This window comes from Rhizobium johnstonii 3841, from assembly GCF_000009265.1.
Classification (GTDB): domain Bacteria; phylum Pseudomonadota; class Alphaproteobacteria; order Rhizobiales; family Rhizobiaceae; genus Rhizobium; species Rhizobium acaciae.
Genome location: NC_008380.1, coordinates 2,971,541 through 2,992,523, shown reverse-complemented (window position 1 = coordinate 2,992,523; position 20,983 = coordinate 2,971,541). Strand labels below are relative to the sequence as shown.

At 63.2% G+C, this 20,983-nt stretch carries 20 protein-coding genes and 1 pseudogene; 17 read left to right on the top strand and 4 right to left on the bottom strand.

The features are described from left to right. Position 1: 1 nt before the first annotated feature. Positions 2–4,168 carry a cobaltochelatase subunit CobN gene (gene cobN / locus RL_RS14615; protein WP_011652356.1) on the top strand — a complete coding sequence of 1,389 codons (4,167 nt, stop codon included), beginning with the start codon at positions 2–4 and terminating at the stop codon, positions 4,166–4,168. Then, on the top strand, positions 4,165–4,815 hold the full coding sequence (gene cobO / locus RL_RS14610; protein WP_011652355.1) for a cob(I)yrinic acid a,c-diamide adenosyltransferase: 651 nt from the start codon (positions 4,165–4,167) through the stop codon (positions 4,813–4,815). The genes cobN and cobO overlap by 4 nt, the downstream gene beginning before the upstream one ends. 5 nt (positions 4,816–4,820) lie before the next feature. Here the strand turns inward: cobO and RL_RS14605 are convergent, their stop codons facing one another. From RL_RS14605 to RL_RS14595, 3 genes and pseudogenes are all read right to left on the bottom strand, one after another. Further along, the gene (locus RL_RS14605; protein WP_011652354.1) at positions 4,821–5,615 is read right to left on the bottom strand and encodes a helix-turn-helix domain-containing protein; all 795 of its coding nucleotides are present in this window, start codon (positions 5,613–5,615) and stop codon (positions 4,821–4,823) included. After that, complete coding sequence (locus tag RL_RS14600) at positions 5,615–6,028, bottom strand: nuclear transport factor 2 family protein (RefSeq protein WP_011652353.1); 414 nt, start codon at positions 6,026–6,028, stop codon at positions 5,615–5,617. The genes RL_RS14605 and RL_RS14600 overlap by 1 nt, the downstream gene beginning before the upstream one ends. 51 nt (positions 6,029–6,079) lie before the next feature. Then, positions 6,080–6,341 (bottom strand): annotated as a pseudogene (locus tag RL_RS14595) (TSUP family transporter); the annotation flags it as partial. A gap of 100 nt (positions 6,342–6,441) precedes the next feature. Between RL_RS14595 and RL_RS14590 the strand changes: the two are divergent. The 8 genes from RL_RS14590 (at position 6,442) to RL_RS14555 (ending at position 13,270) form a co-directional block, all read left to right on the top strand. Further along, positions 6,442–6,861 carry a cobalamin biosynthesis protein gene (locus RL_RS14590; protein WP_041936356.1) on the top strand — a complete coding sequence of 140 codons (420 nt, stop codon included), beginning with the start codon at positions 6,442–6,444 and terminating at the stop codon, positions 6,859–6,861. Between the two features lie 70 nt (positions 6,862–6,931). Then, positions 6,932–7,885 (top strand): nucleoside hydrolase, encoded by a 954-nt coding sequence (locus tag RL_RS14585; protein ID WP_011652351.1) that lies wholly within the window; start codon positions 6,932–6,934, stop codon positions 7,883–7,885. A gap of 323 nt (positions 7,886–8,208) precedes the next feature. Continuing rightward, a complete protein-coding gene (gene cobA / locus RL_RS14580; RefSeq protein WP_011652350.1) occupies positions 8,209–9,048 on the top strand; it encodes a uroporphyrinogen-III C-methyltransferase in 840 nt (279 codons plus the stop codon). Further along, entirely contained in the window at positions 9,045–10,352 is a 1,308-nt protein-coding gene (locus tag RL_RS14575; RefSeq protein WP_011652349.1) for a cobyrinate a,c-diamide synthase, read from the top strand. Before cobA ends, RL_RS14575 begins: the two co-directional genes overlap by 4 nt. After that, the gene (locus RL_RS14570; protein ID WP_011652348.1) at positions 10,349–11,431 is read left to right on the top strand and encodes a threonine-phosphate decarboxylase; all 1,083 of its coding nucleotides are present in this window, start codon (positions 10,349–10,351) and stop codon (positions 11,429–11,431) included. Before RL_RS14575 ends, RL_RS14570 begins: the two co-directional genes overlap by 4 nt. Further along, positions 11,428–12,408: an adenosylcobinamide-phosphate synthase CbiB gene (gene cbiB, locus RL_RS14565; protein ID WP_011652347.1), complete on the top strand. Its 981-nt coding sequence runs from the start codon at positions 11,428–11,430 to the stop codon at positions 12,406–12,408. Before RL_RS14570 ends, cbiB begins: the two co-directional genes overlap by 4 nt. Positions 12,409–12,501: 93 nt before the next feature. Continuing rightward, positions 12,502–12,702, top strand: a complete 201-nt coding sequence (locus RL_RS14560) for an ECs_2282 family putative zinc-binding protein (protein WP_003540491.1) — start codon at positions 12,502–12,504, stop codon at positions 12,700–12,702. A 136-nt stretch (positions 12,703–12,838) separates the two neighbouring features. Next, positions 12,839–13,270 (top strand): L,D-transpeptidase, encoded by a 432-nt coding sequence (locus RL_RS14555; RefSeq protein WP_028741146.1) that lies wholly within the window; start codon positions 12,839–12,841, stop codon positions 13,268–13,270. 56 nt (positions 13,271–13,326) lie between these two features. On the opposite strand, the gene RL_RS14550 is transcribed toward RL_RS14555, so the two are convergent. Then, positions 13,327–14,049, bottom strand: a complete 723-nt coding sequence (locus RL_RS14550) for a Crp/Fnr family transcriptional regulator (RefSeq protein WP_011652344.1) — start codon at positions 14,047–14,049, stop codon at positions 13,327–13,329. A gap of 419 nt (positions 14,050–14,468) precedes the next feature. Here RL_RS14550 and RL_RS14545 point away from each other — a divergent pair, with 419 nt between their 5' ends. The 7 genes from RL_RS14545 (at position 14,469) to RL_RS14515 (ending at position 20,933) form a co-directional block, all read left to right on the top strand. Then, entirely contained in the window at positions 14,469–14,747 is a 279-nt protein-coding gene (locus tag RL_RS14545) for an acyl carrier protein (protein ID WP_003540486.1), read from the top strand. A 204-nt stretch (positions 14,748–14,951) separates the two neighbouring features. After that, entirely contained in the window at positions 14,952–15,434 is a 483-nt protein-coding gene (locus RL_RS14540) for a 3-hydroxyacyl-ACP dehydratase FabZ family protein (protein ID WP_011652343.1), read from the top strand. Then, complete coding sequence (locus RL_RS14535) at positions 15,431–16,636, top strand: beta-ketoacyl-ACP synthase (RefSeq protein WP_011652342.1); 1,206 nt, start codon at positions 15,431–15,433, stop codon at positions 16,634–16,636. The genes RL_RS14540 and RL_RS14535 overlap by 4 nt, the downstream gene beginning before the upstream one ends. A 12-nt stretch (positions 16,637–16,648) precedes the next feature. Next, on the top strand, positions 16,649–17,935 hold the full coding sequence (locus RL_RS14530) for a beta-ketoacyl-ACP synthase (RefSeq protein ID WP_011652341.1): 1,287 nt from the start codon (positions 16,649–16,651) through the stop codon (positions 17,933–17,935). A gap of 56 nt (positions 17,936–17,991) precedes the next feature. Continuing rightward, positions 17,992–19,020 (top strand): zinc-binding dehydrogenase, encoded by a 1,029-nt coding sequence (locus RL_RS14525; RefSeq protein ID WP_011652340.1) that lies wholly within the window; start codon positions 17,992–17,994, stop codon positions 19,018–19,020. A gap of 4 nt (positions 19,021–19,024) precedes the next feature. Next, complete coding sequence (locus RL_RS14520; protein ID WP_011652339.1) at positions 19,025–19,960, top strand: lipid A biosynthesis lauroyl acyltransferase; 936 nt, start codon at positions 19,025–19,027, stop codon at positions 19,958–19,960. A gap of 256 nt (positions 19,961–20,216) precedes the next feature. Beyond that, positions 20,217–20,933, top strand: coding sequence for a PAS domain-containing protein (locus RL_RS14515; protein ID WP_028741148.1), 717 nt, complete (start codon positions 20,217–20,219; stop codon positions 20,931–20,933). Positions 20,934–20,983 lie beyond the last annotated feature (50 nt).

Here is a 20,983-nt window from a genome sequence, read left to right as displayed (position 1 = left end):
GATGCATCTGCTTCTGGCTCAACAGGGAACGATCAGCGACGGCGAGGAGGCAATCGACCTCGGGCAGACGCCGGGCGATATCCTGTTCCTGTCGGCGGCCGACAGCGAGCTTGCCGCGATCGCGGCCGCCCATCGCGATCGCGGGGCGGGACCTTCGCTCCGGCTCGCCAGCCTGATGAGCCTCAAGCACCCGATGTCGGTCGACACCTATGTCGAGCGCACGGCGCGGCATGCCAAGCTGATCATCGTGCGCGCACTCGGCGGCGCCAGCTACTTTCATTATGCGCTGGAGGCGCTGCATGCGGCAGCAGCGCGCGCCGGGGCACTGATCGCGGTGCTGCCGGGTGACGCCAGGCCGGATGCGGGGCTGGTGCCTTTCTCCAATATTGATCTGGACGATCTCAACGCGCTCTGGGCCTATCTGATCGAGGGCGGCGATGCCAACGCGCGGGCCTTTCTCGACTATGCCGAGGCGACGCTGTCGGGCGCCGAGAAGCCGGCGCCGGCCGTGCCGCTGATGAAGGCCGGCATCTGGTGGCCGGGGCGGGGTTTGATCGGGGTTGAGGAGTGGCGGCGGGTTGTTGCTTCGCTCCAGGGTGCGCCTTTGGGTGTGGCACCCCCCTCTGTCCTGCCGGACATCTCCCCCACAAGGGGGGAGATCAGGGATGAAAGGTCTCGCTCCATCTCCTCGGCCGAAGGCACGGCATCCTCCAACGTTTCTTTTGTGCGAAGCCCAAGCGACTTGCCGATCTCCCCCCTTGTGGGGGAGATGTCCGGCAGGACAGAGGGGGGTACTAAGAACTCGACGCAACAGGCATCCCCCATCGTCGCCATCAGCTTCTACCGCGCCCTCGTCCAAAGCGGCGAGACCGGGCCGATCGAAGCTCTGATCGAAGCGTTGATGACACTCGGCCTCCGCCCGCTGCCGGTCTTTGCCTATAGCCTCAAGGATTCGGTTTCTACAGGCATTCTTGAAAGCGTGTTTTCGGCGCTGAAACCCGATGTCGTCATCAATACGACCGGCTTTGCCGTCTCGGCACCGGGTGCGGACCGGCAGCCGACGGTGCTGGAGGCGAATGAGGCGATCGTGTTGCAGGCGATCTTGTCGGCCTCGTCGAGGGAGGCATGGCTCGCTTCCTCACAGGGTTTGTCGGCGCGCGATCTCGGCATGAACGTGGCGCTGCCTGAAGTCGATGGCCGGGTGCTGGCGCGGGCGATCTCCTTCAAGACGGCGGCGCGCTACGATGCTGCCGTCGAGACGAATATTGTCGCGAGCGAACCGGATGCTGGCCGGGTACGTTATACGGCGGAGCTTGCCGCCAATTGGGCACGGCTGCGGAAGACTTCCGCCGGCGACCGGCGCATTGCGCTCGTCATGGCGAACTATCCGAACCGCGACGGTCGGCTCGGCAATGGCGTCGGCTTGGATACGCCTGAAGGCACCATCGAGGTGCTTCGCGCCATGCGGGCGGCGGGGTATCCGGTCGCTGACATTCCGGCCGACGGCGACGCGCTGATCCGGCATCTGATGGAAGGGCCGACCAATTCCGGTTCCGATGGAAAGATCATCCGCGAGACGCTTTCCCTGAGTCTGTACAACAGCTTCCTGGAATCTCTTCCCGATAAGATTCAGGATGAGGTGAGAGCTCGCTGGGGCAATCCGCAAGACGATCCGTATTTTCGCGAGGGCGTCTTCGCCCTGCCTTTCGCCCGTTTCGGCGAGGTGCTCGTCGGCATCCAGCCGGCGCGCGGCTACAATATCGATCCGAAGGAAAGTTATCATTCGCCGGATCTCGTGCCGCCGCACGGTTATCTCGCCTTTTATGCTTTCCTGCGCCGCGAGTTCGGCGCCCATGCGATCATCCACATGGGCAAACACGGCAATCTCGAATGGCTGCCCGGCAAGGCGCTGGCGCTGTCGGAAAGCTGTTATCCCGAGGCGATCCTCGGGCCGTTGCCACACCTCTATCCCTTCATCGTCAACGATCCGGGCGAGGGCACGCAGGCCAAGCGCCGAAGTGCGGCCGTCATCATCGACCACCTCACGCCGCCGCTGACGCGGGCCGAGAGCTACGGGCCGCTGAAGGATCTGGAGGCGCTGGTCGACGAATATTACGAGGCGTCCGGCGGCGATCCCCGCCGTATCCGCCTGCTCAGCCGCCAGATTCTCGATCTCGTGACCGATATCGGTCTCGACCGGGATGCCGGTATCGCCAAGGGCGAAAGCGAAGGCGAGGCGCTGAAGAAGCTCGACGCCTATCTCTGCGACCTCAAGGAAATGCAGATCCGCGATGGGCTGCATGTGTTCGGCGTGTCGCCCGAGGGGCGGCTGCTGACGGACCTGACCGTGGCGCTGGCGCGGGTGCCGCGTGGGCTTGGTGAGGGTGGGGATGCGAGTTTGCAGCGGGCGATCGCGGCGGATGCGGGCTTGGACGGCGGCGTGCGCGGGATACCCCCCTCTGTCCTGCCGGACATCTCCCCCACAAGGGGGGAGATCGGCAAGTCGCTTGGGCTTCCCGACAAAGAACCGTTTGAAGATGCCGCACCTTCGACGCATGAGATTGAGCGAGGCCTCTCATCCTCGATCTCCCCCCTTGTGGGGGAGATGTCCGGCAGGACAGAGGGGGGCGCCTCCTCCTTCGACCCTCTCGATTGTGACATGGCCGCCGTCTGGACCGGCCCGCGTTCTGATGTCCTCGCGGATGTTCTCGATGCCCCATGGCGGACCCACGGAGACACTGTCGAACGCATCGAACTGCTCGCTGCAAAGTTCGTCTCCAGTGAGACGGAATGCCCCGAAGATTGGAAAGCGACGCGGGCCGTACTCTCCGAGATCAAAACCCGTCTCAAACCCTCGATCCTCGCCTGCGGCCCCGCCGAGATCGCCGGCCTGCTCGCCGGTCTCGACGGCCGCTTCGTGGCGCCCGGCCCTTCCGGTGCGCCGACGCGGGGGCGGCCCGATGTGCTGCCGACGGGTCGCAATTTCTACTCGGTCGACAGCCGCGCCGTCCCGACGCCGGCGGCCTACGAGCTTGGCAAGAAATCGGCGGAGCTGCTGGTGCGCCGCTATGTGCAGGATCACGGTGAGTGGCCTGTTTCCTTCGGGCTGACGGCCTGGGGCACGTCAAACATGCGCACTGGCGGCGACGATATCGCCCAGGCGCTGGCGCTGATCGGCGTCAAGCCGCTCTGGGACATGAGCTCGCGCCGTGTCACCGGCTACGAGATCATTCCGCCGGCGATGCTCGGGCGGCCGCGCGTCGACGTGACGCTCAGGATCTCCGGCTTCTTCCGCGATGCCTTTCCCGAGCAGATCGCGCTGTTCGACAAGGCGATCCGTGCCGTCGGCGCGCTTGAAGAGGACGAGGCCGACAATCCGATCGCAATGCGCATGTGCGGCGAGACAGCAAGGCTTGGTGCTGCCGGCCTCGACGAAGTCTCGGCAAAGCGTCGGGCGGGCTACCGCGTTTTCGGCTCGAAGCCCGGCGCCTACGGCGCCGGACTACAGGCACTGATCGACGAAAAGGGCTGGGAGCGGCGCGCCGACCTTGCCGAGGCCTATCTCGTCTGGGGCAGCTATGCCTATGGTGCCGGCGAGGAGGGCAAGGCCGAGCGCGGCCTGTTCGAGGAGCGGCTGCGTTCGGTGCAGGCAGTCATTCAGAACCAGGACAATCGCGAGCACGATCTGCTCGACAGCGACGACTACTACCAGTTCGAGGGCGGCATGGCGGCGGCGGCCGAACAGCTCGCCGGCGCGCGCCCCTCGATCTATCACAACGACCATTCCAGACCGGAAAAGCCGGTGATCCGCTCGCTGGAAGAGGAGATCGGCCGGGTCGTGCGTGGGCGCGTCGTCAATCCGAAATGGATCGCGGGCGTCATGCGTCACGGCTACAAGGGTGCAGCCGAGATCGCCGCCACCGTCGATTATCTCTTCGCCTTTTCGGCGACGACGGGCGCAGTCGGCGAACATCATTTCGAGGCGGTCTACCAGGCCTTCGTCGCCGATCCCGCCGTCGCCGGCTTCATGATCGAGAAGAACCCGGCAGCATTCGACGAGATGAGAGAGCGGCTGCTGGAGGCGATCGACCGCAGCCTCTGGACGCCGCGCAGCAATTCGGCCCGGTTCGAGCTGACCAAGAGACAACAGAATGAGGTGAACCAATGAGCGACGAAACCCCCGACAGCGAAATTCCAGAAGCCGGGTCAGGCAAGGACGATGCGCGCCACGCCGAGAAGATGGCCAAGAAGAAGGCCGCGCGCGACAAGATCATGGCCACCAAGACCGATGGCAAGGGCCTGATCATCATTCATACGGGCAAGGGCAAGGGCAAGTCCTCTTCTGCCTTTGGGATGATCTTCCGCCACATCGCCCATGGCAAGCCGTCTGCCGTTGTGCAGTTCATCAAGGGCGCGATGTGGACCGGCGAGCGCGACCTGATCGAGAAGCATTTCTCCGATCTCTGCCAGTTCCACACGATGGGCGAGGGTTTCACCTGGGAAACGCAGGACCGTGCCCGCGATGTCGCCGCAGCGGCGGCCGCCTGGGAAAAGGCCAAGGAACTGATCCGGGACGAGCGCAATTCCATGGTGCTGCTCGACGAGATCAATATCGCGCTGCGCTACGACTATCTCGACATCAACGAAGTCGTCGCCTTTCTGAAGAGCGAGAAGCCCCATATGACGCATGTCGTGCTGACGGGGCGCAACGCCAAGGAAGAATTGATCGAAATCGCCGATCTGGTGACCGAGATGGAGCTCGTCAAACACCCCTTCCGCTCCGGCATCAAGGGTCAACCGGGCGTGGAGTTCTGAGGCGGTCAGTTGAGTGCGAGGCTGCGCAGGATGGCAGCCGTTTCCTCATCCGCCGGGAAGAAGGATTCGACCGCGAGTTCCGACAAAGTGATTTCGACGGGCGTGCCGAAGACAGTCGTCGTCGAGATCAGGGAAAGCAAGCCGGCCTTGGTTGAAAGCTGAAGGGGAACGGCGATGCCGGCATAGTCGGTATGGACCTCGCCAGCAGTTTTAGGCGCTGGATAGGACAGCAACTCCTTCAAAAGCTTGTCCAACATTGGATCGCCCGAAGCCGATAACTGCTGGCGCAGCCTGCCGATAAGGTGGGCGCGCCACTCGGAAAGGTTTTTGATGTGGGGCGCCAATCCTTGTGGATGCAGGCTGAGGCGCAGTACGTTGACGGGTGGTGTGAGCAGAGACTGGTCGGAGACGGCTGAGAGCAGCGGAGCGATGGCCGCATTGGCCGCGATGAGTGTCCAATGGCGGTCGACGGCGATTGCTGGGAAGGGCTCGTGCCCTTTCAGCACCATGTCGATGGCGCGACGTGCCGGTTCCAATGCGGGATCGTCGAGCGCGCGTTCGGCAAAAACAGGAGCGAAACCCGCCGCAAGCAGCAGCGGGTTCCGATCGCGAAGGGGCACGTCGAGCCGTTCGGCAAGATGCAGCAGCATGTCGCGGCTCGGTGTCGAGCGCCCGCTCTCGATGAAGCTCAGATGCCGCTGCGAGATCTCCGCCTCCAGCGCGAGGTCGAGCTGGCTCATGCGGCGGCGCTGGCGCCATTCGCGCAGATGGTCTCCAAGGGAGCGGGCGGTCGGCGTCATCAGGCGGCTTCCGGCAGCAAATCTATGAAACCGCGGACGGATTTCAGCTTGCCGCCTTCGAGTTCGGCGAAATCCGTGCCCTTGATTAGCGCATCGCCGTTTTCCGGGCCTAGGCCCCAGGAGAAGCGCAGGTTGTCGCCGTAGCCGTCGGCCGCCCCGATCAGGGCGAAGCGGAAGCCGGGGAAGCGGCTTTGTACCGCCTCGACCAGCGAATTGATCTGCTCATGGCCTTCGCCGCGCATAAGTGGGTCGATATAGGTGGCGGCTTTGCTCCAGCTCTCGGCGATCAGAGCGCGACGGCGAACGGCATCCGTCTCATTCCAGATGGCGAGATAGCGCTCTGCGTTGGTGTTTGCGTCGTTCATCGGGTCATCTCCTTTTGATCGCCCGTCAGTTCCAGGCAGTCCGATCATGCGGGAAGGCGATGCACCTTATCAATTACGCCAGAGGTAATGGAAGATGGTCGAACCGCCCATGACAGCCATCAGCGCCTCGGCAATTGTTCCGCAAGCTGCACATGGCCCTTGTATAGGCGATCGTGGCCGAGGCCGCGCCGAAGAGGGACTGCACCTTGTTGGTGCCGAGGGTCTGGAGCGGCGGAATGCCCGCGATCAGCATGACGGGGACGGTGATGAGGCCGCCGCCGCCGGCAATGGAATCGACGAACCCGGCAAAGAAAGCCGCTGCGCAGAGCGGCAGAAGCAGATGGAAGGCGATATCGGGCAAGGTGGTATTCCGGGCGGGGATTTCGGACGGCCTTGTTGCATTTGCCGCCCCAAGCTGCAATGGCTGCAAAGACATGGGCAGGGCGTATTTGACGGTTTCCATGAGCGATATCTCTTTCGATACGGCGAGGCGCCACGTGCTCGGCCTCGGCTGCGAGCGCGGGACGCCGCCTGCCGAGGTGCTGGCGCTTGCGATCGAGGCGCTCGACGTAGCCGCTATCGGCGCGGCGGAACTCACAGCCATTGCCTCGATCGACAGCCGAAGACTGGAGCCGGCGATCCTTGCCGTTGCCGCGCATTTTTCCGTGCCTGCCGTGTTCTTCGGCGCGCTGCGGCTGGAGGAGGAGACGCCGCGGCTGGCGAATCCCTCCGCGATCGTCTTTGCCCACGTCGGCTGCCATGGGGTCTCCGAGGCAGCTGCGCTGGCGGCTGCGGGGCCGGATGCCGAGCTTGCTGTCGCCAAGATCAAATCTGCACATGCGACGGCGGCAGTTGCCCGCAGCGGGTTGCAGAAAGCCTAGTGGACGTTATGGTGGCGGCAATTCGCGGCGCCGTCCGGCAGCCTCACGGTTCACATCTAGAGGATATCTCATGCACAAGGTCATTTATGACACCGACCCTGGCGTCGACGACGCCATGGCGCTTCTCTTCCTGCATCGCCATCCCGAAATCGACCTTCTCGGCATCACCACGGTCTTCGGCAACGCCTCGGTCGAGACGACGACGCGCAATGCGCTCTTCCTCAAGCGCGAATGGAATATTCCGGCACCCGTTTCCAAGGGCGCCAGTGTCACCATCGATTCCGCGCGGGCGGAGCGGCCATGGCCGGCCATGGTGCATGGTGATAACGGCCTCGGCGATATCGACGTACCGGAGACGATCGACCTGCCGCTCGATCCGCGCCCGGCGCATCGCTTCATCATCGACACGGTGCGCGCCCATCCGGGCGAAGTGCGACTCGTTGCCGTTGGCCGAATGACCAATCTGGCGCTGGCGCTGAAGGAAGACCCCGAGATTGCGACGCTGGCCAAGGACGTCGTCATCATGGGCGGCAATTTCTATGTGCCGGGCAATGTCTCGCCGGTCGCCGAGGCCAATATTCATGGCGATCCCGAGGCCGCTGACATCGTCATGACCGCGCCGTGGAAGGTGGCCGTCATCGGCCTCGACGTCACCGCGATCACCACGATGAGCCGCAGCTATCTCGGCGAAATGGCAGCTAGGGGTGACAAGGCGGTCAAGCAGCTCGATGCACTCTCGCAGTCCTACATCGATTTCTACAAGCATGCGGTCGAAGACGGCATGATGGTGCATGACAGCTGCGCCTGCGTCTATGCCGTGGCGCCGGAGCTGTTCTCGTCGATATCGGGTGCGGTGCGTGTCGTCTGCGGCGGCATCGCCGATGGCCAGACGATCGTCAGGCGAGATGGGCGGCATTTTCCGCCTGATGGCGCCTGGGATGGCTTGCCGAGCCAGGTCGTCTGCACCGGCATCGAGTCGGAGAGGGTCCTCGACCTCATTCGCAATACACTGCTTGCAGCCTGACTAACTGAAGGCCGGCAGCATCGACAGGCCTCGTTCTTTAGTCGGCGTCATCCTCGGCCCTTGTGCCGAGGACGTGCTGCACCGGCTGCAGATGCTCGGGACAAGCCCGAGCATGACGAAAGAGAAGTTGGCCGACTTTGTCAGCAGTCCGTGCCGTGGCTGACCGTTCTGGGTGATATTCTAATATATTCATATTGTTGCGCGGCTTTTCTGTACAATCGAATCCGCCTGTTCACAAAGTGAGTCACGATCATCTCAGCAACTTCAAGTGAGGTGATGGGCGCGGCGTTGACCTTGCCCTTTGCGGGGCCTAGATCAGCAAGATGATCGATGCCGCATTCTCCCATCTTCCGGTGCTTGAGCCGGGCAACGTCTGGCTCGTCGGCGCCGGTCCCGGCGATCCCGGGCTTTTGACGCTGCTCGCCGCCAAGGGGCTTTTCGAGGCCGACGTCATCGTCCACGATGCGCTGGTCAACGAGGAATGCCTGGCGCTGGCGCGGCCGGAAACTCTGGTGGAATATGCCGGCAAGCGCGGCGGCAAGCCTTCGGCGAAACAGCGCGACATTTCGCTGCGGCTGGTGGAGCTGGCGCGCGCCGGCAAGAAGGTGCTGCGGCTGAAGGGCGGCGATCCCTTCGTGTTCGGCCGCGGCGGTGAGGAGGCGTTGACGCTGGTCGAGCACAACATTCCCTTCCGCATCGTGCCCGGCATCACCGCCGGCATCGGCGGGCTCGCCTATGCCGGCATTCCGGTGACGCATCGCGACATCAACCATGCCGTGACCTTCCTCACCGGCCATGATTCCTCGGGCATCGTGCCCGACAGAATCAACTGGGAGGCGATCGGCCGAGGCTCGCCCGTCATCGTCATGTACATGGCGATGAAGCATATCGCCGAGATCAGCACCAATCTCATCGCCGCCGGCCGGCTGCCGACCGAGCCCGTCGCCTTCGTCTGCAATGCAGCGACCGGCCGGCAGCAGGTGTTGGAAACAACGCTCGGAGAGGCGACCGAGGCCGTCGCTGTCTCCGGCCTGGAGCCGCCGGCGGTGGTCGTTGTCGGTGAAGTGGTGCGGCTCCGAGCCTCGCTCGACTGGCTTGGTGCGCTGGCGGGGCGGCGCCTGCAACCCGATCCATTCCGCCGGTCCGGCAAGGTGCGGGCATGAGCGGCCTCCTGATTGCAGCACCATCCTCCGGCGCCGGCAAGACGACGGTGACGCTCGGTCTGCTCCGGGCGCTTCGCCGGCGCGGCATCGCGGTCGCGCCCGGCAAGGCCGGCCCTGACTATATCGATCCCGCCTTCCATGCGGCCGCAAGCGGCACGCTCTGCCTGAATTTCGATCCCTGGGCAATGCGCCCGGAACTGATCTCGGCCAATGCCGCCCTTCACCGTTCCGGCGACCGCATCCTCGTCATCGAGGCGATGATGGGGCTTTTCGACGGGGCGGCCGACGGAAAGGGAACGGCGGCCGATCTCGCCGCCCAGCTCGGGCTTTCCGTGGTGCTCGTCGTCGATGCCTCGCGCATGTCGCAGTCGGTCGCGCCGCTGGTTTCGGGTTTTGCCGGTTTCCGTGCCGATGTCCGCGTCGCCGGCGTCATCCTCAACAAGGTCGGCAGCGACCGGCACGAAGCGATGCTGCGACAGGCGCTCGAAGCGATCCGTATGCCTGTCATCGCCGTCATCGGCAGCGACAAGGCGCTTTCCCTGCCGGAGCGCCATCTCGGCCTCGTCCAGGCCGGCGAACATGCCACGCTCGACGCATTCATCGATCATGCGGCGGATGCGGTCTCCGAGGAATGCAATTTCGAATTCCTGCTGCGCATTGCAAAGCAGGGTCTCAATCGTCCGTCGGCGGCCAATATCGACCGACTGCCGCCGCTGGGTGCTCGGATTGCAGTGGCGCGCGACATCGCCTTTGCCTTTTCCTACGAGCATATGCTGCTCGGCTGGCGCCGCCGGGGTGCTGCGATCTCCTTTTTCTCGCCGCTCGCCGACGAGCCGCCGGCTTTGGATGCCGATGCGATCTATCTGCCCGGCGGTTATCCCGAGCTGCATGCCGGACGGCTGGCAGAGGCGCAGAATTTCCGCGCCGGCATGCTCGATGCGGCAGCGCGCGACATCCGGATCTACGGCGAGTGCGGCGGCTACATGGTGCTTGGCGACGGGTTGATCGACGCGGAGGGCAAGCGTCATCAGATGCTCGGCCTGCTGCCGGTCGTCACCAGTTATGCCGAGCGGAAACGCCATCTGGGTTATCGCCGCGTTGTGCCACTCGACGGCGCCTTTTTCGCGCGAATGATGACGGCGCATGAATTCCACTATTCCACCGTCGTCTCCGAGGGCCAGGGCAAGCGGCTTTTTCAGGTGCAGGATGCGCTCGGAACCGATCTGGGTGCCGCCGGTCTCAGGCGCGACCAGGTGGCAGGCTCCTACATGCATCTGATCGATCTTGCCGGAGCGGCAGGATGAGCGCACCGATCGTTCACGGCGGCGGCATCACCGCGGCTGCCGCTACCTTCGGCGGCAGGCCGGAAGACTGGCTCGATCTTTCCACAGGCATCAATCCGTGCCCCGTCGCGCTGCCGGATATTTCGGCAAGGGCCTGGCATCGCCTGCCGGACAGGCATCTGGTCGAGGCGGCGAGGCGTGCGGCGCGCGATCATTACGGCAGCGGTGAGATCCTGCCGCTGCCGGTGCCAGGCACGCAATCGGTGATTCAGCTTCTGCCACGTCTGGTCGAGGGTAGGCTGGTTGACGTCACGGACGACCGAGTCGCTGTGACGGACAACAGGGTTGCCGTGACGGACAACAAGGTTGCCGTGACGGACAACAAGGTTGCCGTGGTATCGCCGACCTATGGCGAGTATGCGCGTGCCTTGACCTCGGCCGGTTTTACCGTCGACGCGGTCGATAATGTTGCCGCGATCGGGATCGAGCATCGGCTGGCTGTCGTCGTCAATCCGAACAATCCCGACGGACTGGCATGGCCGGCCGAAACACTGATTGCCCTGCACGACAGGATGAAGGCAGCAGGCGGGCTTCTCGTCGTCGACGAGGCCTTCGGTGATACCGATCCGGCGCTCAGCCTCGCATCCCGGGCGCAGCAGCTTCCGAACCTGATCATCTTCCGCTCTTTCGGCAAGTTCTTCGGGCTTGCCGGCCTACGGCTCGGTTTTGCGATTGCGCGGGATGATATTCTCGCGCGTTTCGAAGACTGGCTCGGTCCCTGGGCGGTCTCCGGCCCGGCTCTTTCGATTGCGGGTTCGCTGCTGCGCTCGGATGTTTCTCCGATTCGCGGCCGCATCGACGAGCGCAGCGCCGGCCTGCATGCAGTGCTGAAGGGCGCGGGGTTGCGGATGGCTGGAGGAACAGCGCTCTTCACCCTTGTCGCCGATGCGAAAGCCGGCGACATTTACACGCATCTCTGCCGCCATCATATTCTCGTCCGCAAGTTCGACTATGCGCCGGATTGGCTGCGTTTCGGGCTGACGCCCGCTCCGGCGGCCGACAGGCGGCTTAGCGAAGCCCTTCAGAGATTTGAGCGATGACGATCGACGAAAACCTTCTCGTACTGCTTCTGGCGCTGCTGCTCGACCGGATCGCCGGCGATCCGCAATGGTTGTGGTCGCGGATGCCGCATCCCGTCGTCATGTTCGGCGCGGCGATCTCTTATGCCGACCGGCAGCTCAACCCGGAAAGTCTCACCGGCTCGCAACGCCGAATGAACGGTATCGCCGCCATCCTGGCGCTGCTTCTGGTGGCGATAGCCGCAGGCTTCGTGTTCAACCGGTTCTTCGCGCTGTTCGGCCTTGCCGGCATCTTGCTGGAGACCGGGCTGGTGGCGATCTTCCTGGCGCAGAAAAGCCTTGCCGATCACGTCGCGGCCGTCGCCGTCGCCTTGCGCGACGAGGGGCTTGCCGGCGGGCGGACCGCCGTTTCCCGCATCGTCGGACGCGATCCCGAGACGCTGGATGAGCCAGCCGTCTGCCGCGCGGCGATCGAAAGCCTTGCCGAGAATTTTTCCGACGGCGTCGTGGCGCCGGCTCTCTGGTATGCCGTCTTCGGCCTGCCAGGGCTCTTCGCCTACAAGATGCTGAACACGGCGGATTCGATGATCGGCCACAAGTCGGAAAAATATATCGATTTCGGCTGGGCGGCCGCCCGACTCGACGATATCGCCAACTGGCCGGCCGCCCGGCTCTCTATCCTGCTGATCGCCGCCGGCGCCTGGATCCGGCGGGGAACAAGCGCCGGGCGCGAGGCGATCCGGGTCGCGATGCGCGACGGGGCCCTGCACCGTTCGCCGAACTCCGGCAGGCCGGAGGCGGCCATGGCAGGCGCGCTGAATGTCCAGCTCGCCGGCCCGCGCATCTATGGCGGCGTCATCGTGCGCGAACCGATGATCAACGACACCGGTCGCGACGTGGCGACCTCAGGCGACATCGAGGATGGCGTATCGGTATTCTATGCCAGCTGCATGGTGCTCGCCGGTGTTACGTTCGGGCTTTTCTTGTGTTTTCTGTAGAGGCGGCAGGGTACGATCACGCCTTGGTAGACAGCTCCCACTCAAACGTTTATGCGAAACGCCTCCTACCTCCACCAGACCGGAAGCAGAGCGATGACAGTTCAGGTTGAATTACCGTGCCCGAAGTGCAAGAGCACCAAGATGAAGTTCGAGCGTCCCGAGATCCGGGAGACCGACATCATCACCTGTGCCGCCTGCGGCCATAATCTCGGCACCATGGCCTCGATCCGCGAGAAGATGAACAAGGCCTACCAAGGGCTCAATCAGGCTGGGGCGAAGCGCAAGCTTCAATAAGCCTGCGGCGCATCCGCTTGCTGCGATGCGCCGTTAAAATTGTGATTACCATTCGGATTAAAGCAATCTAATAAGTATTGCCGTAGTCTCTCTTTCGTGAGGGCGCAATTAATCTGCGCGAGTTCGAAGAGGGGCTATGATGAAGACGATTTTGGCGGCTGCGGCCGCAAGTTTATTGCTGCAGTTTTCTCCTGTTGCCGCTCAGGCAGCAACGCTGGTCGCCAATATCAGCATCGGCAAGCAGACGATGACTGTTTCCGAGAACGGCTTCGTCAAGTATCGCTGGAAGGTTTCGACCGCGCGCAATGGCTACGTCACGCCGACGGGTTCATGGAGCGCCAAGTGGCTGTCGCGCGATCACCGCTCCAGGAAATACGACAATGCGCCGATGCCGTACGCTGTGTTCTTCAACGGCGGTTATGCCGTTCACGCCACCTTCGACCTGAGGCGCCTGGGCCGGCCGGCCTCGCATGGCTGTGTTCGCCTGCATCCGGACAATGCCGCCCAGTTCTTCTCGCTGGCGCGGCAGGCCGGCCTTGCCAATACCCGCGTGGTCATTACGCGCTAACCGAACAGGTTATACGCCGCGCTAACCCAACGGGTTATACGCCGCGCTGATCCCTCTTATGCGCTGATCATCCGCTCCAGTTCATCCATGTCGGGGACGATGATATGTCGGAAATTCTCGATGCGAATGACGCCGATCTTGCGCAGCCTGGTCATCTGACGGCTGACGGTTTCGATCGTCAGCCCGAGGAAGTCGGCGATCTCGGCGCGGGATAGCGGCAGGTCGAAGGCGGTGCTTGTGGCCGTTTGCGGTTCGGCGTGGGTGGCGATGAGGTGGAGCAGGCTTGCGACCTTCTCCTCGGCGGTGCGCCGGCCGAGCGTCAGCATCCATTCGCGCGCGGCATCCAGCTCCTTCAGCGCCTGATCGTGCAGGCTGCGCTGCAGCTCCGGCGTCTCCGATATCATGCGGTCGAGCAGGTTGCGCGGGAAGACGCAGATTTCGGAATCGGTCGCAGCCTCGGCCGACAGCGTGCTTTCGCGCACGAAGGGCCTGCCGACGAAATCGGGGGCGAATTGCAGGCCGACGATCTGCTGGCGCCCGTCCGGCATCACCTTGCAGAGTTTCATCACCCCGCGCATGATGTTCGAATAGAAAGAGCTTTCCGACCCCTGGGCGATGATCTCGCAGCCGGCTTCGATCTTCCGGCGCAGAGAGTGGCGGTTGAGCTCCCTCAATTGACCTTTCGACAGAGCGCCGCAGACGACTCCGTGTCGCGCCTGGCAGGAAGTGCAAGCGACGGGAGTGCCGGTCTCGAAAAATTCACTGCGGGCAACATCCATGTCCTGATCCCTTTTGAAATCCTCGTCTGGCTGGCACGACTGGCGCGTCCGGCATGCCCCGCATGCCCCGCATGCCCCAGCGCCGCTTGAGGATTATCAATTTCGCCGAGATGGCTGTTTGATCTAGATCAAAGCGTACCCGCCCGCGGGTTTTGTCGGGAACCGCGCTTGCTCCGGTGCGAGGCCATCCATGGGTTAGATTCGGACGGCTTCTCCGATCTGCCGGCGCGGCGGGCCTTCCACAGAGGCCTCGCCTTCCGCCCCGACGCCTGTTCGGGTGACGGCAAAGGCCGGCATTCCATTGCTGTTTAAGCAACACCCGATCGACAAATTGCCATAGTGCCGGGACGAAAGCATTGGCTTTTGAAATGGATTTGCCTATGAGGGGGTTTAAATCGTCATTTCATGAGGTACAGCGCGTGACCGCTACATTCGATAAAGTTGCCGACATTATTGCAGAAACCAGCGAGATCGACCGCGCGACGATCACGCCGGAGAGCCATACGATCGACGACCTCGGTATCGACAGCCTCGATTTCCTCGACATCGTCTTTGCAATCGACAAGGAATTCGGCATCAAGATCCCGCTCGAAAAGTGGACGCAGGAAGTCAACGAAGGCAAGGTTTCTACCGAAGAATACTTCGTGCTGAAGAACCTCTGCGCCAAGATCGACGAGCTCAAAGCGGCCAAGGCCTGAGCGACATAACCGTCTTTTTTGAACGCCCTGCCGCCATGAATATGGCGGCCGGGCGGTTTCGTTCCTAACTAGTGCATGCCGCCCAAAAGTGCGCAGCGGTTTTGGGACAACGGCATGCATAAAAACAAAGACCTAACGTGCGAACCAGACGCGCTTTAGGCGTCACCGGCGGGCGGATCTGGCCTGTCGGGCCGGAGGATCCGAATGCTGCTGGAATATTTCCAGATGATTGATCGCGTCGAAGCGGTGGACCTGACGAAGGGCACGCTTAAGGCGCGATCCGTCGTGCCGGCGAAGAGCCCCGTCTTCGAGGGTCATTTTCCCGGCATGCCGCTCGTTCCCGGCGTCCTGCTGATCGAGACCATGGCCCAGGCCTCCGGCATGCTGGTGCTTGCCGTCACCAATTTTGCCGCCATGCCCTTCCTGATGACGGTCGACGGCGCCAAGATGCGCACCTTCGTCGAACCGGAAGCCGTGCTCGACATCGAGGCGGTGTTGGAGCATGACGGTTCGGGTTTCGCGGTTACCAAGGCTAAAATCACCAGCGGCGGCAAGAAGGTCTGCGATGCGCAGTTGAAACTGCGCACCATGCCGTTTTCCGAGGTACCGCTCGGCGATATCGTGAAGAAACGTGCCGGCGAGATCGGGCTTCTCGAAGCGATCGCGGCGCAGGGAGTGATTGGATGAGCAAGGCTGCAAACGACGTCGTCATCTCGGGCATCGGCATCGTCACCTGTCAGGGCGTCGGCAAGGATGCGCATATCGCGCTACTTTCGGCCGCCAGCGCGCCGAAAGCGATCGTCGAGACCGAGAAGTTCAAGCCCTATCCGGTGCATCCGCTGCCCGAGATCGACTGGTCGCAGCAGATCGCCAAACGCGGCGACCAGCGCCAGATGGAGAACTGGCAGCGCATCGGCGTCTTCGCCGCCGGCCTTGCGCTCGACGATGCCGGCTTCAAGGACGATATCGAGGCTTGCGGTACGATGGATATGATCGTGGCGGCCGGCGGCGGCGAGCGCGACATCAATGTCGACACACTGATCGTCGATGAGGCGCTGAAGCGCAACGACCGTGAGTTGCTGCTCAACGAGAAGCTGACGACGGAGCTGAGGCCGACACTGTTCCTCGCCCAGCTTTCCAACCTGCTCGCCGGCAATATCTCGATCGTGCACAAGGTCACCGGCTCGTCTCGCACCTTCATGGGCGAGGAAGCGGCCGGCATTTCTGCCGTCGAGACAGCCTTTTACCGCATCAAATCAGGCGAATCCTCGCATGCGCTTGTTGGAGGCGCCTTCGCGGCCGAGCGGCCTGACATGATCCTGCTCACCGAAGCGATCGGCGCCCATGCGCGCGGCGACTGGGTGCCGCTCTGGTCGCGCAAGCCGAGCGATGGCGGCGGCATGATCACCGGTTCGGCAGGCGCTTTCCTGGTGCTGGAATCGCGCAAACATGCCGAAGCCCGCGGCGCTCATATCTATGCCGTCGTCGATGCGGTCGAGGGTGACCGCGGCAACCGCAATTCCGGCAATCTCGAGGTTCGGCTGGAGCGGCTTCTGGGGCCGGCAGCCGGGCTTGCCGCTGAAAGCACGGCGATCTTTTCCGGCTCGACCGGCATGCACGATCTGGCCGCCCGCGAGCGGGCGGTGCTCGAACATCAATTGCCCGGCGTTGCGATCCGTGGCTTCGGCGGCGTTACCGGCCACACGATCGAGACGCAGTTCACGCTGGGTCTGGCGCTCGCAGCCCTTGCCGTCGACGGCAAGGCCAAGGTTCCGCCCTTCGATGCCGCCCATGAGGCGCCGATGCGGGCAGGCGCCACCGCCGCCGTCGTGACCACGGTCGGACACCAGCGCGGCGAGGGCGTTGCCGTTCTTTCCGCAAATGCGTGAGGAGTGAGAGATATGACAGCTTCCGCTTATAGAGATCACCTCGGCCGTCCGATCGTGGCTGTTACCGGCATGGGCATCATCACCTCGCTCGGCCAGGGCCTCAGCGACAACTGGGCAGCGCTTTCGTCAGGCACGTCGGGCATCCACGAAATCAACCGCTTCCCGACCGAGGGCCTGTCGACGCGGATCGCCGGCACCGTCGATTTCATCGGCATCCCGGTGCCGAACGCCGTCGAGCGCTCCTATGCCTTTGCCCGCGAAACGACGATCGAGGCGCTGGCCGATGCCGGCCTGTCCGGCGATTTCAATGGCCCGCTATTCCTCGCCGCTCCACCGATCGAGCCGGAATGGAGCGCGCGCTTCGAACTTGCCGACCGTTCACCGGCCTCCGACCATCCGGGTGACGCTTATGAGCGCTTCCTGACGGCGCTGCGCCAGCGACCGGACCCGGCCTTCCATGAAGCAGCGTTGTTCGGCGCGATTTCCGAGCGGCTTGCCGACCGGTTCGGTACGCGTGGCCTTCCGGTCACGCTGTCGACCGCCTGCGCCTCTGGTGTCACCGCGATCCAGCTCGGCATCGAGGCAATCCGCCAGGGCCGTACGACGCGGGCACTGACGGTTGCTACCGACGGCTCGCTGAGTGCCGAAGCGCTGATCCGCTTCTCGCTGCTATCAGCTCTTTCGACACAGAACGATCCGCCGACTAGGGCCTCCAAGCCGTTCAGCAAGGATCGCGACGGCTTCGTCATCGCCGAAGGTGCAGCGACCCTGGTGCTGGAATCGCTGGAATCAGCGGTCGCCCGCGGCGCCAAGGTGCTCGGCATCATGAAGGGCGCCGGCGACAAGGCCGACAGCTTCCACCGCACCCGGTCGTCGCCCGATGGCGGCCCGGCGATTGCGACGATCCGCGCAGCGCTCGCCGATGCCGGCATGAGCGAGGGCGATATCGGCTATATCAATGCCCACGGCACCTCGACGCCTGAGAATGACAAGATGGAATATGGTTCGATGTCTGCCGTCTTCGGTGAGAAGCTGGTCGGCATTCCGGTCTCGTCGAACAAGTCGATGATCGGCCACACGCTGACCGCAGCGGGCGCCGTCGAGGCGGTGTTCTCGCTGCAGACGATGCTGACCGGAACGCTGCCGCCGACGATCAATTACAACAATCCCGATCCGTCGATCATTCTCGATGTCGTGCCGAACAAGAAGCGCGAAGCCCAGGTTTCGGCCGTGCTTTCCAACTCTTTCGGCTTCGGCGGGCAGAATGCCAGCCTTGTCATGGCGCTCGAACCGGCTTAAGCGGTTTCCGACAATTTCAAGACAAGAAAAACGCCTTCAGGGCGAGGGATTTTGCCATGCGCGCTTTGCAACTGATCGACGACCGCAAACTTGAGATCACCGATCTGCCGGAACCGGATGCGCCTGCCGCCGGCGAGGTAACGCTGCGCGTCAAGGCGGTCGCGCTGAACCATATCGACGTCTGGGGCTGGCGCGGCATGGCATTCGCCAAGCGCAAGATGCCGCTGGTCATCGGTGCGGAAGCCTCCGGTGTCGTCGAGGCGATCGGACCAGGTGTGGCGAACGTGCTGCCCGGTCAGCTGGTCGCGATCTACGGCGCGCGCACCTGCGGCCTCTGCCGTCCCTGCCGCGAAGGCCGCGACAATCTCTGCGAACATGTCTCCGGCGTGCACGGCTTCCATCTCGACGGCTTTGCGCAGGAGAAGGTCAACCTGCCGGCGCGCCTGCTGGTGCCGGCCCCTCCCGGCGTCGACGCGATCGGCGCGGCGCTTGCTCCGGTCACCTTCGGCACGGTCGAGCATATGCTGTTCGACAATGCCAAGCTTGAGCCGGGTGAAACGATCCTCGTCCATGCCGGCGGCTCCGGCATCGGCACGGCTGCGATCCAGCTCGCCAAGAAGATCGGCTGCACCGTCATCACGACAGTCGGTTCGGACGACAAGATCGAGAAGGCCAAGGCGCTCGGCGCCGATCACGTCATCAACTACCGCACCGACCGTTTCGAGGGGGTGGTGCGCAAACTCACCAAGAAGAAGGGCGTCGACGTCGTCTTCGAACATGTCGGCAAGGACACATGGGCGGGCTCGATGCTCTGCATGAAGCGTGGCGGACGCCTCGTCACCTGCGGCTCGACCTCGGGTGTTTCCACAGAGATGAACCTGATGATGCTGTTCCAGCAGCAACTGAAGCTATTCGGCTCCTTCGGCTGCCGCATGGAGAACATGGCGGATGCGATGCAGAAGATGGGCCGCGGGCTCGTCCATCCCGTCATCGATACCGAGGTCAGCTTCAGCGATATCGACCGGGCGCTGGAGCGGATGGAATCGCGCCAGATCTTCGGCAAGATCATCCTGAAGATGGATTGACCGCGTGAAACTGTTCATCACCCGGATCGTTCTGGCGCTCAGGAATTTCCAGCAATGGCTGGTGGCGCAGGTGATGTTCGGCTTCCTGAATTTCCTGAAGCTGTTTCCGGCCGATGGCGCGATCCGCTTCGCCGACAGGATGATGCGCCGCATCGGCCGGCTGACCAGCCGCCACAGACTGATGCTGACCAATCTGCGCAATGCCTTCCCTCAGAAGAGCGAGGCCGAGATCGAGGAGATCGCGCTCGCCAGCTGGGGCAATATGGGCCGACTTGCTGCCGAATACGTCTTCCTGGACCAACTGTTCGACTACGATCCCGAAAAGTCGGAGCCGGGCAGGGTGGAGGTGTCGGGCGTCCCGATCTTCCTCGACCTGCGTGACAATCCGCGCCCCTTCATCGTCTTTACCGGCCATACCGCCAATTTCGAACTCCTGCCGGTTGCAGGCGCCGCCTTCGGGCTCACCGTCACCGTGCTCTTTCGGCCGCCGAATAATCCTTATGTCGCCAAGAAGGTGTTCGACTTCCGGAGCGCCCGCATGGGCAAGCTGGTGCCCTCGCATGCAGGCTCGTCCTTCGCGCTCGCCCGTCAGTTGGAAGCAGGCCAGGGGGTGGGCGTGCTGGTCGACCAGAAATTCCGCAAGGGGCTTAAGGGCACCTTCTTCGGACGCGAGGTCAAGACAAATCCTCTGCTGCCGAAGCTGGTGCGCCAGTTCGGCTGCGAGGTCTATCCGGCGCGCTGCATCCGTCTGCCCGGAAATCGCTACCGGCTGGAAATCGAGCCGCGGCTGAATATGCCGCGCGACGCCGCAGGTAATCTCGACCTGCCGGCCGCCGCCCAGCTGCTCAACGACAAGGTGGAAAGCTGGGTGCGGGAATATCCGGAACAGTGGCTCTGGTATCACGACCGTTGGCAGATCAAGCAGACGCTCGCGCCTTAGATCAGGATCAGAAAATAATTAGACCCCGATGTCGCCCGAGAACCGCTCACACTTTCGGCATCATGCTCCAAGAACGTCCACCCTCATTTATCAGCGGTAAAAAGCGGCAAGTGTGCTTGGATTGAAACTGAGGGCACTTCATGTTATCCGTCACCACCAGGACGCGAATAATGTCTACCGGAAAGCGCATTTTTGGGAAATGCAGCCATGTGAGGTTTCGGACTCGTCTCTTGGGACAATGGGAGTGGGAGGCGTCTTGCTGGAGCTTTTTCGAGCTTTTTCTTTACGTTGCGTGCAAATCGAGGACGCCATACGCCTGGGCGACGACCAGCGCGTCACGGCGCTCGACCGCAATGTCGAGCCGCTGGTCGAGGCAATCCTCGCCTGCCGGGCAACCAACCTGCTTGAAGTCTATATGCAGCTGCAGTTCGTGAGCCACCTGATCAGCCAGGATGCCGACGACAGCGCCAGCGTCACGGAGCACACGTCGGTGCTCTCCTATCTGCTCGACCGCTATTTCGGGGCGCATGGGCCGGACTGGCGCGTGCCTTCGCCGCAGGATGTGCGCATCGAGCCGCCGCCAGCCTATGTGCCGGATACCGACAATGGACAGTTCCTCAACGCGGTAATCCTTGAAAGCCTGCCGGATCGCGTGGCGGTGCTGACCAGGGACTATCGCTACCTTTATTCCAATCCAGCCAACAGCGCCCATCTCAACAGGAAGCCGATGGAGCTCATCGGCCGCCATCTTTCCGAATTCATCGGCGAGGAGCGGTTTGCCGAATGCGCCAAACATAAGCTCGACGCCTGTTTTGCCGGCGACCAGATCGACTATACCTATGAGCGCTCGGCCGGCAGCGGCGGGTCGCGGCAGGTGCGCTGTCGCATGTCGCCGCTGCGCGATGCGGGTGGCACGGTGATCGGCGCCCTGCTCGTCATGGAGGATCTCGATCGGCTGTCGCAGGCTGCTTGATCCCGGTCGGCAGCCTACAGCGCGTTCCGATCTAAGGAATTATGCAGTCG